Source organism: Streptomyces sp. NBC_01622, from assembly GCF_045209635.1.
Taxonomy (GTDB): Bacteria; Actinomycetota; Actinomycetes; order Streptomycetales; family Streptomycetaceae; genus Streptomyces.
In genome coordinates this window covers 7120351-7136055 of the sequence record NZ_CP109293.1, presented here as the reverse complement: position 1 = coordinate 7136055, position 15705 = coordinate 7120351, and the positions used below count along the sequence as shown (strand labels likewise).

13 protein-coding genes and 1 tRNA gene are annotated in these 15705 nt (G+C 69.5%); 11 read left to right on the top strand and 3 right to left on the bottom strand.

Features of this window, described 5'->3' with window-relative positions:
- Nucleotides 1-105: 105 nt before the first annotated feature.
- Both OH768_RS32940 and OH768_RS32935 read right to left on the bottom strand, forming a co-directional pair.
- Nucleotides 106-669, bottom strand: coding sequence for a GPR1/FUN34/YaaH family transporter (locus OH768_RS32940; RefSeq protein WP_406459597.1), 564 nt, complete (start codon nucleotides 667-669; stop codon nucleotides 106-108).
- Between the two features lie 120 nt (nucleotides 670-789).
- Nucleotides 790-1317: a universal stress protein gene (locus tag OH768_RS32935; protein ID WP_406459596.1), complete on the bottom strand. Its 528-nt coding sequence runs from the start codon at nucleotides 1315-1317 to the stop codon at nucleotides 790-792.
- 313 nt (nucleotides 1318-1630) lie between these two features.
- On the opposite strand from OH768_RS32935, the gene OH768_RS32930 reads away from it, so the two are divergent.
- From OH768_RS32930 to OH768_RS32880, 11 genes are all read left to right on the top strand, one after another.
- Nucleotides 1631-1951 (top strand): hypothetical protein, encoded by a 321-nt coding sequence (locus tag OH768_RS32930; protein ID WP_406459595.1) that lies wholly within the window; start codon nucleotides 1631-1633, stop codon nucleotides 1949-1951.
- A gap of 377 nt (nucleotides 1952-2328) precedes the next feature.
- On the top strand, nucleotides 2329-3600 hold the full coding sequence (locus OH768_RS32925; RefSeq protein ID WP_406459594.1) for a helix-turn-helix domain-containing protein: 1272 nt from the start codon (nucleotides 2329-2331) through the stop codon (nucleotides 3598-3600).
- A 157-nt stretch (nucleotides 3601-3757) separates the two neighbouring features.
- Nucleotides 3758-4360, top strand: a complete 603-nt coding sequence (gene orn / locus OH768_RS32920) for an oligoribonuclease (RefSeq protein ID WP_406459593.1) — start codon at nucleotides 3758-3760, stop codon at nucleotides 4358-4360.
- 82 nt (nucleotides 4361-4442) lie between these two features.
- Nucleotides 4443-4515 (top strand) — tRNA-His (locus OH768_RS32915).
- Nucleotides 4516-4629: 114 nt separating this feature from the next.
- On the top strand, nucleotides 4630-5982 hold the full coding sequence (locus tag OH768_RS32910; RefSeq protein WP_406459592.1) for a hypothetical protein: 1353 nt from the start codon (nucleotides 4630-4632) through the stop codon (nucleotides 5980-5982).
- A 622-nt stretch (nucleotides 5983-6604) separates the two neighbouring features.
- The gene (locus tag OH768_RS32905) at nucleotides 6605-7489 is read left to right on the top strand and encodes a 2-dehydropantoate 2-reductase N-terminal domain-containing protein (protein ID WP_406459590.1); all 885 of its coding nucleotides are present in this window, start codon (nucleotides 6605-6607) and stop codon (nucleotides 7487-7489) included.
- A 520-nt stretch (nucleotides 7490-8009) separates the two neighbouring features.
- Nucleotides 8010-9251, top strand: coding sequence for a glycosyltransferase (locus OH768_RS32900; protein ID WP_406459589.1), 1242 nt, complete (start codon nucleotides 8010-8012; stop codon nucleotides 9249-9251).
- 32 nt (nucleotides 9252-9283) lie between these two features.
- Entirely contained in the window at nucleotides 9284-11044 is a 1761-nt protein-coding gene (locus tag OH768_RS32895; protein ID WP_406459587.1) for a right-handed parallel beta-helix repeat-containing protein, read from the top strand.
- Between the two features lie 97 nt (nucleotides 11045-11141).
- Nucleotides 11142-12047: a polysaccharide lyase gene (locus OH768_RS32890; RefSeq protein ID WP_406459586.1), complete on the top strand. Its 906-nt coding sequence runs from the start codon at nucleotides 11142-11144 to the stop codon at nucleotides 12045-12047.
- A gap of 118 nt (nucleotides 12048-12165) precedes the next feature.
- Entirely contained in the window at nucleotides 12166-12927 is a 762-nt protein-coding gene (locus OH768_RS32885; RefSeq protein ID WP_406459585.1) for an NDP-sugar synthase, read from the top strand.
- 44 nt (nucleotides 12928-12971) lie between these two features.
- Nucleotides 12972-14327, top strand: coding sequence for a phosphomannomutase/phosphoglucomutase (locus OH768_RS32880; protein WP_406459584.1), 1356 nt, complete (start codon nucleotides 12972-12974; stop codon nucleotides 14325-14327).
- Nucleotides 14328-14504: 177 nt separating this feature from the next.
- On the opposite strand, the gene OH768_RS32875 is transcribed toward OH768_RS32880, so the two are convergent.
- Nucleotides 14505-15560 carry a LacI family DNA-binding transcriptional regulator gene (locus OH768_RS32875; RefSeq protein ID WP_406459582.1) on the bottom strand — a complete coding sequence of 352 codons (1056 nt, stop codon included), beginning with the start codon at nucleotides 15558-15560 and terminating at the stop codon, nucleotides 14505-14507.
- Nucleotides 15561-15705: the final 145 nt, after the last annotated feature.

Here is a 15705-nt window from a genome sequence, read left to right as displayed (position 1 = left end):
TCCGCCGCGTGGGCGCGAGCAACCCCCACCGGCCGGTAGCGGCCGACGAACGGATAGGCCCCCCACGTGTGCCTCATACACGTGGGGGGCCTTCCTAACTGCCGGTCAACTGGTAGCCGTCACGCCCCGACCCGCAGCCCGACGAGGAAGAACCGTCGGCCAGTGCGCGAGAGCCGCCGTCGCCGAATACCAGGCAACAGCCCCCGCAGCGACACCGAACCACCCCCCGACCTTGCTCAGCCCGTCGTTGCCGGCGAACTGCGCGATGGCAAGAAGCACGAGGGAGACGAAGAACAACCCGTATGTCCCCTGGGTGAGTTGATCCCCACCAGCGAGGGTCACAGAGAGAGCGACAAGGGCGAACAGGACCAGGAACAACCCCGCCGCATTGTCCGACACGGAGTTGCCCGCACTGACGGCCCAGGTGAACCAGAGCGCACCGAACGCCGAGAAGGCCGTACCAGTAGCGGTGTCGCCGTCGCGGAACGCGAACAGCCCGGCGACGAAGAGCGCAACTCCGCCTACGTAGTGAGCGAGTGACACGGCGTCAGCCGCCGACACTCCGTTGATGACATCCGTGTACCCGAGCCCGAAGGCCAACAGGGTGATTCCCAGGGCGAGTCGGCCGACGATCGAGGTGGTGCTTCCCGCGGAGACGTCATTGTCCACGGCGGGCTCCCTTCATGCATGTGCGGTTGTGCGGTGTGACCGATATATGCCCTTCACAAGGACACAAACACCTCTGCACAGCAGTGAATTCGGAGCCGACCGGCGAGTTGGACCTACGACCTACGGGATGACGACGACGGGCCGCTGCGCCCGCTTCGCGAGCCGCCCCGCGACGGAGCCGAAGATGCGTCCGACGATGCCGTGGGTCGAGCCCACGACGATCGCGTCCGCCTCGTACTCCCGCCCCACCTCTTCGAGTTCGTGGCAGATGTCCCCACCGCGCTCGACGAGGATCCAGGGCACTTCGGCGAGGTATTCCGCACACGCCAGTTCAAGACCCAGCACCTCGGTGCGGTGATCCGGCACATCGACGAAGACCGGTGGTTCGCAGCCCGCCCACACCGTGGTGGGCAGCCGGTTGGCGACATGCACGATGACCAGGCCCGCGCCCGAACGATGGGCCATGCCGATGGCGTACGCGAGGGCACGCTCACTGGACGTGGAGCCGTCGAAACCGACGACGACGCCATGCTTGAAGGCGGGATCGCAGGAATGACGTGGCTGTTCCGCCGCCAGGGGCTCGGCCGCCGTGGGATCGGCGACGGGCCGCTTGCGGTCCGCGGGTTCGAAAGATTCGTGACCGGCCATGGGTGTCTCGGCTTTTTGATCCTCTTGGGAGGGGACAACAGTGTGCGGCGGAGCTGTGTCCGGGAATCATCTTCCCAACCCCATACCCCCAAGGGTACGGCGCCAGTCCTCCTTAGCCCATATCCCGCACACGCTCCGGCGGAGTTCCACGGAGCATGCACGAGGGGGCGCCCGTGACGCAATGGTTGCTGCCCCGTACAGGCGGTTTGCACAGGATTCACTTATCCCCGCGTCCGCCCATGGGCTGCCCTACAGTGACCGACGCATCGAACAAGCGTTGAACCCGGCGAACCGCCGCCCCAGGGAGCACGCCATGTCCGGACACCGTACGACCTCCGAGGCACACCCCGGCCCGGACACCGCCACCGACGTGGTCCGCTGGGCGGTCTTCAGCTGTGTCCTCGTCCCCCTGGTCCTCCTCTGGTACGGCACCTCGCTCGCCGGCGCCACCGGCACGGCCCTCGGTCTCGCGGCCGTCACCGCCGCCTGCCAGGTGCTGCTGCGCCGCTCCGAGCGGGGCACGGCCCGGCTGCTGGACAAGGAGGAGTCCCCGTACCGCGGCCACCGTCACCGGGCGGCGGCGGGGGCGCACCGGGGCGGTCGGCACGCCGGAGGAAGTACACCGGTCGACTGACCGGTTTCCGCGCACGCGCCCGACGCTTTTCAGCCAACTTCCGGCCACCGCGCATCTGTTGTCCGAACCACCCCCCAACCCCCGTTCCACCTGCACCGAAAGGGTCTGGGAGGCCCTGCGCACCCTACGGGGATTGGCCACTACGGGGAGGCGCACTTCCCTGCACGGCCCACGAGTGCAACGCTTCGTGATCGAATGCTTCACGCCAAGTTGCCATGTCGACAATATGCCGGTTGCCGAACTGGTCACCCCGGCACCACTGGACACAGTAGATTCGATCTTGACGTCTTACGGCGGGGGACTCGTGCAGGACCGAGGGGAAACGTGCAGGAGCGACACAACCGAGGAGCCGCGACCACCGAGGGGGGCTTAGCAGTATGAGCCACGACTCCACTGCCGCGCCGGAAGCCGCGGCCCGGAAGCTTTCCGGGCGACGCCGCAAGGAGATCGTCGCGGTGCTGCTGTTCAGCGGCGGCCCCATCTTCGAGAGTTCCATACCGCTGTCGGTGTTCGGCATCGACCGGCAGGACGCCGGAGTTCCGCGCTACCGCCTACTTGTGTGCGGCGGCGAGGACGGTCCGCTGCGCACCACCGGCGGGCTGGAACTCACCACGCCGCACGGCCTGGAGGCGATCTCGCGGGCGGGCACCGTCGTCGTGCCTGCCTGGCGGTCGATCACCGCGCCGCCGCCGGAGGAGGCACTCGACGCACTGCGCCGGGCGCATGAAGAAGGGGCCCGCATAGTAGGCCTGTGCACCGGCGCGTTCGTGTTGGCTGCGGCGGGCCTGCTGGACGGCCGTCCCGCGACCACCCACTGGATGTACGCGCCGACGCTGGCCAAGCGCTATCCGTCGGTGCACGTGGATCCGAGGGAACTCTTCGTCGACGACGGAGACGTACTGACGTCCGCCGGTACGGCGGCCGGAATCGATCTCTGTCTCCACATCGTGCGGACGGACCACGGCAACGAGGCGGCCGGCGCGCTCGCCCGGCGCCTGGTGGTCCCCCCTCGCCGAAGCGGCGGTCAGGAGCGCTACCTCGATCGGTCTTTACCAGAGGAGATCGGCGCCGACCCGCTCGCGGAGGTCGTCGCCTGGGCGCTGGAGCACCTCCACGAACAGTTCGACGTGGAGACGCTGGCGGCACGCGCGTACATGAGCAGGCGTACGTTCGACCGCCGCTTCCGCTCGCTCACCGGGAGCGCTCCCCTGCAGTGGCTGATCACGCAGCGGGTGCTCCAGGCGCAGCGCCTGCTGGAGACGTCGGACTACTCGGTGGACGAGGTCGCGGGCCGCTGCGGCTTCCGCTCACCGGTGGCACTGCGCGGCCATTTCCGCCGCCAGCTGGGCTCGTCGCCCGCCGCCTATCGGGCCGCGTACCGCGCCCGCAGGCCACAGGGCGACAAGCAGGTGGACGGCGACGGCGCCCCGGGCCAGCCCGGCGGTCCGTCGTCCCTGGGCCCGGCGGGCCTGCCGCCCTCGCTCCACCCGGAGGGCCCGGTCCCGATGCAGACCCGTCGTACGGCGGCGAGCGCGCTCTCGGCGGCGTCCGCGTCGGCCTCCTCCGCTTCGGCGGCGGAGAACGGCCGTGAGGCGTACGCCACGAGCAGGGCGGCGGCGAGCCTGCCCGGCCAGCGCAGCGCGACGTAGCGACAGCAAGCCCTCGGGGGTCTCCGTCAGGAGATCTCCGGGGCTTTCGCACGCTCCGGGGCTTTTCGAGAGCTCCGGGGGTTTTCGCGAGCCCCCGCACCACAAGGTCACCGCACGGTCGGTCCGGCCGGGCGGCGCGCACCTTAGGGTTAGACACATGAACGATCGCATGGTGTGGATCGACTGCGAGATGACCGGCCTCTCGCTGTCAGACGACGCTCTCATCGAGGTGGCCGCCCTCGTCACCGACTCCGAGCTGAACGTGCTCGGCGAGGGGGTGGACATCGTCATCCGCCCGCCGGACCAGGCGCTGGAGACGATGCCGGACGTAGTACGCCAGATGCACACCGCATCAGGCCTGCTCGACGAGTTGGCCGACGGTACGACGCTGGCCGACGCGGAGGAGTTGGTCCTCGCGTACATCCGGGAGCACGTCAAGGAGCCCGGCAAGGCCCCGCTGTGCGGCAACTCGGTCGGCACCGACCGCGGTTTCCTCCTCCGCGACATGCCGACCCTGGAGGAGTACCTGCACTACCGCATCGTGGACGTGTCCTCGGTCAAGGAGCTGGCCCGCCGCTGGTACCCGCGGGCGTACTTCAACAGCCCCGAGAAGAAGGGCAACCACCGCGCCCTCGCCGACATCCGCGAGTCCATCGCGGAGCTGCGCTACTACCGCGAGGCGATCTTCGTCCCGCAGCCCGGTCCCGACTCCGACACCGCCCGCACAATCGCCGCGAAGCACGTCCAGCCCACCCCGTAAAAGCCGTGCGCGAGCACCCCTTCGGACCCTGTACACTTTTTCTCGGCCGGTCGGAAACTCGCAGAGTGAACGACCGGGCATGGTGGGTGTAGCTCAGCTGGTAGAGCACCTGGTTGTGGTCCAGGAAGTCGCGGGTTCAAGTCCCGTCACTCACCCTCTTACGAGAGGCCGTTGACCTGCGATAGGCGGGTTGGCGGCCTCTTTTTGCTCCTCTGCGGCCCACGCTGGCGGCCGGCCGGGATCTTGAAGAAGGGTCCTGCGTTCCCCTCATGGCGAGCGCTCGTAAGTGCGTCTGCAGGGACGGCAGCACCACGCATCAGGTCCGGTGGCGTGAGGGTGGTGCCAGGGACGGCACCCCTCAGTCCGAGGTCTTCGACTCCGAGCCGGATGCGAAGCAGTTCCAGAGTCTCGTGGACGCCCACCGACAGCACTGGCCGCCGGGGTGGGTCAAGGGCGAGGGCTTCGTCCAGCCGGGCGAGGGCTTCGTCCAGCCGGGCGAGGACGGCAAGAACAAGACCGTCGCCTCCTTCGCCACGCGAGCCGAACACTTCGTGGAGACCCTCACCGGCGTGGAGATCCGCACCCGGCACGACTACCGCCGGGAAATACGCAACCACTTCATCCCCTTCTTCAGGGACAAGGACATCTGCGACGCGGAGGCCATCACCTCCAGTGACATCCGGCGCTGGGTGAACGCCCTGGAGCCCTGGGAGCGGGACAAGAAGAACAAGGAGGAGTGGGTCCGCAAGCCGCTGAGCCCGAAGACCCTCGCCAACCTCCACGGGACCCTGTACTCGATCTTCCAGTCCGCCGTGGAGGCACAGCCACAGCTTCGTGCCGCCAACCCTTGCGCCCTGACCCGCCTCCCCCGCGTGGACAACGGCATCGAGGACGAGATGGTCTTCCTGGAGCGCGAGGAGTTCGACCGGGTCAAGGCCGCCATGGCCGGAATCTGCACTTGGGGGCGCGCGGGAACAGGCCCCGAACGGACTCCGATCCGGCCGGGGCGACGTCGTTCCGGACCGGCGCCTCACAGGCTGCGAGCCGAAGGCAGCCCCTGCCTCAGCCTCGCGGTCTCCCTGTCCTTGCCGGCCGAGACCTCGACGGCCCCGCCGGTGCTCCGCGTGAACCGACGACCCGCAGCGGCTGACCGCCGTCGAAGTCCGCGATGTCCCGCGCGGGCGCACGGCGCCGGATCCACGCCCAGCGCGGCAGCACGTCCATCAGGGTCTCGGTACCGAGGCCACCGCGCACCTCTCGGCCAGCAAGCGGACGCAAGACGCCGCATGCCTCCCTCAACCCGAGCAACACCATGCCCGACCAGCGAATCAAGCGATCACGTTCGGTTGAGATACGGCTTTTTGCACTGCCGCCGGACAACTCCGCCACAGGTATTGACCATTGACCCCGTATCGGCACCGCCGCCACAAGCGCTGCCGCCCTCGGCGTCGGTTCGAACGTCTGGACAATTCCACTCGCCCCGAGATCGTCCTTGCCCTCCCACCGCCCGGCAGACCTCCACTCAAGGTCATTCACGACTCGATCGTTATGTCCCGAGATTGACTTCGAGACGTTGCCCCGAGCGCGAGGAGACGGCCACCGCGCGTCAACACCACAGGTGAAACCGCACCGATCCCGCTCGCGCGACCCCGCGTGATCACTGGATGCATGGGCCACCCGCTCCAGACCTCCCCGGAAAGCCACCCCGGAAGCCATGGGAATCTCACAGGATTCCCAAATATCGGGGAAACGGGAATTCCCTCCCCTGCCCGAATCCCTGACCGATGGAATTCCGCAAACCATTTCACCGGAATCAGCCCGACCGGACAATGTCCCGGAAGTCGACAGTCAATGATTTAGGGGATTGACACCGGGCCCGACAGTGTGGGATAGGGAGCCCCCTGGCGACATCATTCCCCCTCGGCGGCCACGCTTTCCAAGGGTTTCCGCGGCACCTTCCCCCATCACACCGGAGTTCCGGTAAAGAGTCTTCAAAGTGCCTCTGAGCTGCATCTTCCAGGGATCTTAGGCTGTGAATTTCGGACAAAAGCCTTCTCTATGGGCCTCCTGGAGCGGCTCTCCCGGCAGGCGACGGAACCCATTGACGGAGTGCTCCGTCTACTGGGTCGTGCAAGGGCAGAACAGCGTTTCTCCTTTACCGCACCTCGCACACATGAGCCGTTCCCGCGGGCTTTTCCAGTGCTCGCAGGCCGGTATCGGACACTTCACAGGAGGTAACTTCGCATGGCGCGAATCTTTGTCGTGGGCTCAGGTGTCGTGGGAACCGCGACCGGCAGGGGCTTTCTCCACGCCGGCCACAAGGTGACGTTCATCGACGTCGACGAACGGCGCCTGGAGGCGCTCCGCTCGGAGGGCCTGGACGCACAGGGCGGGCTCGACCTTCGCGCCGAGCCGAGCTCGTTCATCATCCTCACGCTGCCGACGCCCAACGTCGGGCACACCTATGACCTCTCCGCGTTCGAGGCGGGCACGGTGTCGGTGGGGCAGGCTCTGCGGGAGTCGTACGAGTCCCATGTGGTGGTGGTGCGTTCGACGGTTCCACCGGGCACCGCGGAGCAAGTGGTGCAGCCGCTGCTGGAGTTGAACTCGGGCAAGGTGCCCGGTGAGGGGTTCACGATAGCGAGCAACCCGGAGTTCCTGCGCGCCGCGTCGGCGGTGGAGGACTTCCGGCACCCGTGGATGACGGTGGTCGCGTCCCGCAGCGCGCGGACCCGGGAACGGCTGGGCGAGCTGCTGCAGCCGTTCGGCGGCGACATCCGCTACTTCTCGAACCCGGCCGAGGCCGAGCTGGTCAAGTGTGCCCACAACATCTACAACGCCACGAAGATCAGCTTCTGGAACGAGATGTGGCTCGTGACCAAGGAACTGGGACTGGAACTCGATCCCATCGCCCAGACCGTGGCACGGTCCGCGGAGGGATCCCTCAATCCTCTCTACGGCATCCGCGGCGGAACCCCTTACGGCGGGGTGTGCCTGCCGAAGGACACCCAGGGCTTTCTGGGCGTGGCCGACTCCATGGGGCTGCGCATGCCGCTGCTGAAGGCCGTGGTCGAGGTCAATGACCGGATGGCCCAGGCAGCAGCCGGCGGACCGGCCGACGTGCGCTGACCTACGGCACCGCGCGACCCGCGCGAGCCAACACCACGCGCCCCGCTCCCATGACCGCCGGGTCCGCCGGGTCCGTCACGACCGCTGGATCCGCCACGACCGCAGGATCCGCCACGACCGCAGGATCCGCCAGGACCGCTGGGGCTCGGGCGCCCGGGGCTGTCGCCCCGACCTGGGACTGTCCCCTCCCTCGGGGCGGTTCCCTTCCCGGAGCAGATCCTTCCCGCCCCGAGACCGCCCCCGCCCGAGCCCGAGCCCCGGCTTCCGCCGCAAGCCCCACTTCCCTGCGCGAACCCCCACCACCTTCCCTACGCGAGCCCCGACCGCCTTCCTTGCGCCAGCCCCGATCGCCGCGTGGGCCCCGATCGCCGGCCCAGCTCCGCGCATCCGCCGCTCCCCACCACCCCCACCACCCCCACGGCCGTCCGCCCGGCACCTCGCTTACCGCTCCCCGCTCCCCCCTCCCCGCTCGCCACCCCCCGCTGCCGTCGGCCGTGCGGGTCTCTTGAGAACAGGCTCCATGAACGGACTACTCGACAACACCCTCATCGATCTCCGGTACTACCTGATCTATCTGCCGCTGGGCGTCCTCGGCCTCGTGCGATGGGGCTGCTGGCTGCTGCGCCGCGCGCCCGCCGCCCTGTACAAACCGGTCAAGAACGGCTTCCGACTCCCGATGAGCGTCGTCGTCCCGGTCTACCAGGAGGACCCCGCGATCTTCGCCCACGCGATCGAGTCCTGGCTGGCGAACGATGTCGAGGAGGTCATCCTCGTCATCGACGCGACCGATCAGGCGTGCCGGGACATCGCCTCGCGCTACCCGGTGACCGTCGTCGTCACCGACGTCCCCGGCAAGCGGGACGCCCTGGTGCGCGGCTGGGAGGCGGCGAGCACGGAGCTGGTCGCCCTCGTCGACTCCGACACCATCTGGGCCGACGACGTGGCCGCCGAGACCTGCATGCCCTTCGTCGATCCGAGGGTCGGCGGGGTGGGCACCCGGCAGAACGTCTACAACCCGAAGGGCTTCCTCCAGCGGGTCAACGACATGTTCCTCGACTACCGGTACTTCGACGAGAACGCCTCGCAGAGTGTGATGGGCCGGGCCGTCTCGTGTCTGTCCGGGCGTACCGCCGTCTACCGCAGGCAGCTGCTGCTGGAGATCTCCGACGACTTCATGGCGGAGACCTTCATGGGCGTCCCGTGCATGTCCGGCGACGACAAACGGCTGACCACCCTGATCCTGGAACGCGGGCATCTCGCCTTCATGCAGCGCTCGGCGCGGGTCTGGTCGACCTTCCCCGGCACGCTGCGGATCTTCCTCAAACAACGGCTGCGCTGGGCCCGCAACACCTGGCGGTCGGACCTGCGAGCGCTGTCCCGGCGCTGGGTCTGGCGCCATCCGTTCCTCGCCTTCACCATGATCGACAAAGGCGTGAGCAGCTTCACCCTGTTGCTCGCCCCGGCCTTCATGACCCTTGCCGTGATCCGCCAGGACTGGTTCTTCGTCGCCTGTCTGGCCGGCTGGTGGTGGGTCAGCCGGTCCATGAAGATCCTTCCCCATCTGGTCCGCAGGCCGTCCTCGTTCTTCCTCGTCCCCGGCTTCGTGCTGGTCTCCTTCGCCATGGCCGTGGTCAAGCTCGGCGCGCTCGCCACCATCCGCAAGCAGCGCTGGCTCACCCGTCAGGTCTCCGTGGAGAACGGCGTCGTCGTACGCACCAGCCATAGCGCGGCACAGCCGGCGGAAAGTGAGGCGACCGCGTGAAACCCACCACCGTCAGCAGGATGGCCAGGGCCGTGACCGTAGCCGTGACCGTGCTCTGTGCCCTGTCAGCCGTGTCCCCCGCGATGGCCGCGGACCCCGCGCAGTCCGACCTCGCCGCCTGGCAGCGCAACGGGAAACCGGACCGGCTCATCGTGATCCGGCCCGGTGTCGTGGACCTCGTCCACCACGGTGTCATCGAGGCCCGCCGTTCGCCCGGCACGGCAGATGTCCGGATGAGCTGGCTGGCCGCGAACGCCGGACCGGGGTGGATCACTCAGGACGGCGACGACCCGTCCACCGTACGGGTCGGGGCGGCCGTGCTGCTCACGCCCGGAACCACTCTGCGGATCGGACGGGTGACCAGGAAGGTGCTGTTCAGCGCGGGTGGCTCGGCGGCTTCGGGAACGTGGATACGCGGCAGCAGGGCGACTCTCGACATACGGGACACCACGCTCGCCGCGGCCGGCCCCCGGGGAGGCAGCCTTGCGGACGGCGCTCCCGTGCGCCCGTACATCTACATGGGGGCGGGCGGCCGGCTCGACATCAGTGACAGCACCGTCTCCGGTTTCGGGCTGTCGGGCCGGGCCGCCTCCCGGTTCTCCGGTGTCACCTGGGGGAAGGGCAGCACCGGTTCGGCCGTCCGCTCCACCTTTCAGGGCAACCGCACCGGCCTGCGGCTCGCCGGTTCCGTCGAGGTCCTGCTGAACGGCGTCACCGCCAAGGACTCCGTCGAGGACGGCTTCGTCCTGAACCGTGACACGGGCACCTCCGTCACCGGGCTCACCGCCCGCGGCAACGGCCGCAACGGCGTCACGGTCGGCGGAACCGACGGGCGAACGCTCTCGCGCGTCACCACCCGGGACAACGAAGGCGTCGGGATCCGGGCCACCCCGCAGCACGGCCTCAGCCTCGTCCGCGCCGACTCCGGATCCGACCGGGGCGGCGGAATACGGATGTTGTCCTGCGTGACCTGCACCGTCTCCGACGCGACGGTCCGGCACACGAAGACCGCGGTGTCCATCACCGGCCCCGGCAGCCGGGTGACCGTCGACAGGCCTCGGCTCGGCGGCGGCCGTACCGGAATCTCGCTCGGCAAGGACATCAGCTCGGCCACCGTCACGGGCGGCACGGTGGGCGACTTCGCACGGGGCGTCTCCGTGTCCGGTCCCCGGGTCACCGTTTCGGGGATCCGGATCGACGGTTCGCGCACCGGAATCTCCGTCGACGGCAAGGCACATGATGTCGCCCTGCGCGAAGTGACCATCACCGGCGGCCGGACCGGCGTGACGGCGGCGGCCACCACCACCGGAGTCTCACTGACCTCGGTACAAGTCAGGAACGCGTCCGGGAAGGGCCTGACGTCCGCCTCAACAGGGCTGCGGATCAAGGGTGGTTCGGTCTCCGGCGCGAGCACGGCCGTCGACCTCGGCGCCCCTGCCCGCCTCGACGGACTGACCATCACGGGCGCCCAGCGCGGGATACACCTCACCCGGACGGTCCGGGCGACCGGCACGGACCTGGACGTCCTGGCCGAGCGCAAGGGCATCGAAGCCGACCGTGGCTCCGTCATCGACATCACCGACTCCCGGGTCCGGGCGCCGCTGGCCATGGCCGGCGACGGGGAGATCGTGCGCCACGGCCGCACGGAGGTCACCCTGCCGCCGTTCCCCTGGCTCGGCTTCGCGGCCATCGTCGCGCTCCTCTCGGCGATCGGTCTGCAGACCGTCCATCAGGTACGCCATCGCCGCACCCCGCGCCCCAAGGTCGCGCGCCATGTCCGCAACACCGCCTGACAGTTGAGGCGGCCGGCGCCGTCCCCCGTGCCCGGCCCCCACCACTCCCCCGTGTCCGGCCACCACCATTCCCCATGTCAAGGACAGGAGCGGCAGCATGCGCAGAAGGCGACTCGTCGCGCTCAGTGTGACGGCAGCGGTCGTCCTGCTCGCCTCGTGCTCGGGTACGTCCCCGGAACACCGGGGTGACCACGGAAACGGAAAGGGCGGCCACAGCGCCGCGCCCGACCCGCCCGGTTCCCGTCCCGGCACCGGCCTGAGCGGTGACGCGGGCGGCGTGGAGCGGTTCTTCGGGCCCATGGTCCGGCCGGGGAACGGGGGCTCGTTCGGGCTGTCCCGGGCCGTGTTCCTGCCCCAGCGCGACAGCAGGCTGGGCCAGGTGGTGCGGGTCCGCTACCCGGCCCAGTCGGCGAGCCCCACGGTGTCCCGCGACTACCACCGGCCGCAGGGCGGCGCACAGCTCTACCTGCCGCTGAAGTCGGGGCCCGTGGACGCCCTCCATCTGCGGTACTACGTCCGCTTCCCGCGGGAGTTCGACTTCGTCAGGGGCGGAAAGCTGCCCGGCCTCTACGGCGGCACCGTCACCAGCGGCCGACGGATCCCCGACGGCGGCAACGGCCTGTCCACCCGCTACATGTGGCGTACCGGCGGCGCCGCCGAGGTGTACGCCTATCTGCCCACATCCGTCGAGCACGGCACCTCCCTGGGCCGGGGTTCGTGGCACTGGCCGACGGGCCGCTGGGTCTGCGTGGAGCAGGCCGTACGGCTCAACACCCCCGGCCGGTCCGACGGCACGATCGACGTGAGTCTGGACAACAAGCGCGTCCTGCACGCGGGCGGTCTGGAGTTCCGCACGACCGACCGGCTCGGCATCGACGGCGTGTTCTTCTCCACCTTCTTCGGCGGCAGCGACCCGAGCTGGGCGACACCACGCGCCCAGTACGCCGACTTCGCCGGATTCGCCGTCTCCACCCGCCCCATCGGCCCCGTCCGACCTGGCTAACTTGGCTGACCTCTCTGCTCCGTCCGACCTGGCCGCCCAGCCGGTCCCTCGGCCCCGTCCGACCGCTCGACGGAGCCGAACCACCCGCTCATCCACCCCCGGACACCCCGGAGACACCATGAACAGCACGCTCAAGCCCGCCCCGACCGGTCCGGACGCATCGCTGGTCCGTCAGGCGGTGATCCTCGCCGGCGGCCGGGCCAGCCGCCTCCGTCCGTACACCGACCGGGTTCCGAAAGCCCTGGTCGAGGTCGCCGGGCGCCCCATCTTCGAGCACCAGGCGCGCTGGCTGGCGGCCGAGGGCATCGAGGACGTCGTCGTCTCGTGCGGCTACCTGGCCGATGTCCTCAAGGAGTACGTCGCCTCTCACCGGCTGCCGCTGAGGGTGGAGGTCGTCGTCGAGGACGAACCCCTCGGCCGCGGCGGCGGGCTCAAGCACGCGGCACGCCATCTGCCGTATCCCGACGAGCGGTGGGTGGGACTGAACGGGGACATCCTGACCCGGTTCTCGCTGCGCGACCTGGCCCGGACCCACACCGAACGCTCCGCGCCGGCCACCGTGGCGGTCACCCCGCTCAAATCGCCGTACGGCGTCGTGGAGGTGAGCGGCGACGACCGGGTCGGCAGGTTCGTCGAGGCGCCGGTGCTGCCGCACTGGATCAACGCGGGCGTCTACCTCTTCGAACCCGAGGTGGCCGCGCTGCTGCCGGATCTCGGGGACCACGAGGACACCACCTTCCCGTCCCTCGCCGAGCAGGACCGGCTGACGGCCTACCGGATCAACGGCTACTGGCGAGGCGTCGACAACTCGAAGGACCTGAAGACCGCGTCCGCGGAGGTGGCGGCGTTCGGCTGGCTCACCACCGGTGAAGCCGCCTGACCGACCTCCCTGCCCGCCGCTCGTCCACCTCCGAAAGGCACCACATGACCGACTACTCCCGTCTGGTCAAGGCGTACGACATCCGCGGAGAAGTCCCCACCCAGCTCGATCCCGTGATCGCCGAACGGATCGGCGCCCTGTTCATACGGCTGACCAAGGCCCCGTGCGTGGTCGTGGCCCGGGACATGCGCGCCAGCTCACCCGAACTGGCCGCGGCCTTCGCCCTGGGCGCCAACTCCGCCGGAGCCGACGTGATCGACACCGGCCTCGGCTCGACCGACTACCTCTACTACGCCTCCGGCAGCCTGGACATGCCCGGTGCGATGATCACCGCCAGCCACAACCCGGCCCGGGACAACGGCATCAAACTCTGCCGGGCCGGAGCCTCCCCCGTCGGCGAGGGCACGGGTCTGGAGCTGATCAGGACGTGGCTGGAGACCGATGACCTGCCGGAACCCGTCCGCCATCCAGGCGTGACGGCCCGCCGTGATCTGCTCGGCAGCTACGCGGCCCACCTCAACTCACTCGTGAAGATCAAGGGTGACCGCCGGCTGAAGGTGGTCGTCGACGCCGCGAACGGCATGGCCGGGCACACCGTCCCCACCGTCCTGGCCGGCCTGCCGGTCGAACTGGTGCCGCTCTACTTCGAGTTGGACGGATCCTTCCCCCACCACGAGGCGAACCCGCTCGACCCGGCGAACCTCGTGAACCTCCGGGCGAAGGTGCGCGACAGCGGCGCCGACCTCGGGCTGGCCTTCGACGGTGACGCCGACCGCTGCTTCTTCGTCGACGAACGCGGCATCCCCGTCGACCCGTCGGCGATCGTCGGCCTGGTCGCGGCCCGGGAGCTGACCCGGCATCCCGGTGCCGCGATCGTGCACAACGTCATCACCTCCGCAGCCGCCGTAGAGATCATCCGCGAGTACGGCGGCCGACCGGTCCGCTCACGGGTCGGCCACTCCTTCATGAAGGCACGGATGGCCGAGTACGACGCGGTGTTCGGCGGCGAGCACTCCGGCCACTACTACTTCCGCGACTTCTGGCGGGCGGACACCGGAATGCTCACCGCTCTGCACGTCCTGGCGGCCCTCGGCGAGCAGCACCGGCCGCTGTCGGAACTGGTCGCCGAGTACACGCGCTACACGGCCTCCGGGGAGATCAACTCCGAGGTCAGGAACGCGGCGGCCACGCTGGACGAGGTCGAGGCCGCCTTCTGCGGCACCGGCACAGACGCGGTCGCCGTCGACCGCCTCGACGGCCTGACCGTGCGGCTGGGCGACGGCAGCTGGTTCAACCTCCGCCCGTCCAACACGGAACCTCTGCTACGGCTCAACGTGGAGGCCGCGGACAGCGCCGCGATGACCGAACTGCGCGACCGGGTACTCACGTTCATCCGCTGACCTGCCCACGCCAGGCCGGCCCGAGGCTGTTCCTGTCGTCAGCCGCCGGGCCGGCCCGGCAGGGCAGGTCACACCTCTCCAGGTGTGTCCCCGAGGGTGTTTCCCCACGCCAGTGGCTCATGGACATCCGGGACATCGTCGCGCATCACACTCGCCCCCGATGACCGACTCCACCCCTCAGGACGACGCCCGAGTCACCAACTCCGTTGCCAGTACCGCCTGTCGGCGCTCCAGCCCCCGGGACGTGGCCGGACGCCGGTCCGCGATCTCCGCCAGGAGGAGGTCTATCATCGCGCGGCCCATCTCCTCGATGGGCTGGCGGACGCTGGTGAGGGGCGGGTCCATGTGGCGGGCGATGGCCGAGTCGTCGTAGCCGACGAGCGCGACGTCGTCGGGGATGACGCGGCCCTCCTCGCGGAGCACCTGGCGGGCGCCCGCCGCCATGACGTCCGAGCCGGCGAAGACCGCGTCCACGTCGGGGCGGCGGGCCAACAACTCCTTCATCGCCCGGCGGCCGCCCTCCTCCGTGAAGTCGCCCGGCTGGATGAGGTGTTCGTCCACCTCGTGGCCCGCGTCGAGCAGCGCCTCGCGGTAGCCGTCGACGCGGCGCTGGGCGCCGTAGACGTCGAGGCGGCCGGTGATGTGCGCGATATGCGTGCGGCCCCGGGCCAACAGATGCTCCACCGCCGAGCGGGCGCCGCCGTAGTTGTCCGAGTCGACGGAGGTCAGGGTCTCCGCCGCCGACCTCGGGCCGCTGATCACCGCCGGGATTTCCAGTTGCGCCAGCAAGTCCGGCAGCGGGTCGTCCGCGTGGACCGAGACCAGCAGGACGCCGTCCACCCGGTGTGCCGCCAAGTACTGGGCCAGGCGCTGCCGTTCGCGGTCGCTGCCCGCGAAGATGAGCAGCAACTGCATCTCGGTTTCGGAGAGTTCGGCTCCTACGCCCTTGAGCATGTCCGAGAAGTACGGTTCCGCGAAGAAGCGGGTCTCGGGCTCGGGGACGACGAGGGCGATGGCGTCGGTGCGGTTCGCGGCGAGGGCGCGGGCGGCCGTGTTGGGGACGTAGCCGAGTTCGGCGACCGCCGCCTCCACGGCGGCGCGGGTCGCGTCGCTGACCCGCGGCGAACCGTTGATCACCCGGGAGACCGTGCCGCGGCCCACACCGGCGCGCGCCGCGACCTCCTCCAAGGTCGGCCGGCCGCCGCTCCGGCCCCGCGCTCCGTGGCTTGCCATTGGCTCCGCCTCCTGTCGACCCACCCGTTGGCCTGGAATGTAACAGTCCTGATCAGGGAAGAGGGGCGTGAGAAGCCCCGCCTCCGGCCGATTCCGTACCTCCCCCGGGGTTAGCTAACAGCCCGATAACTGAACGCATCTCTCC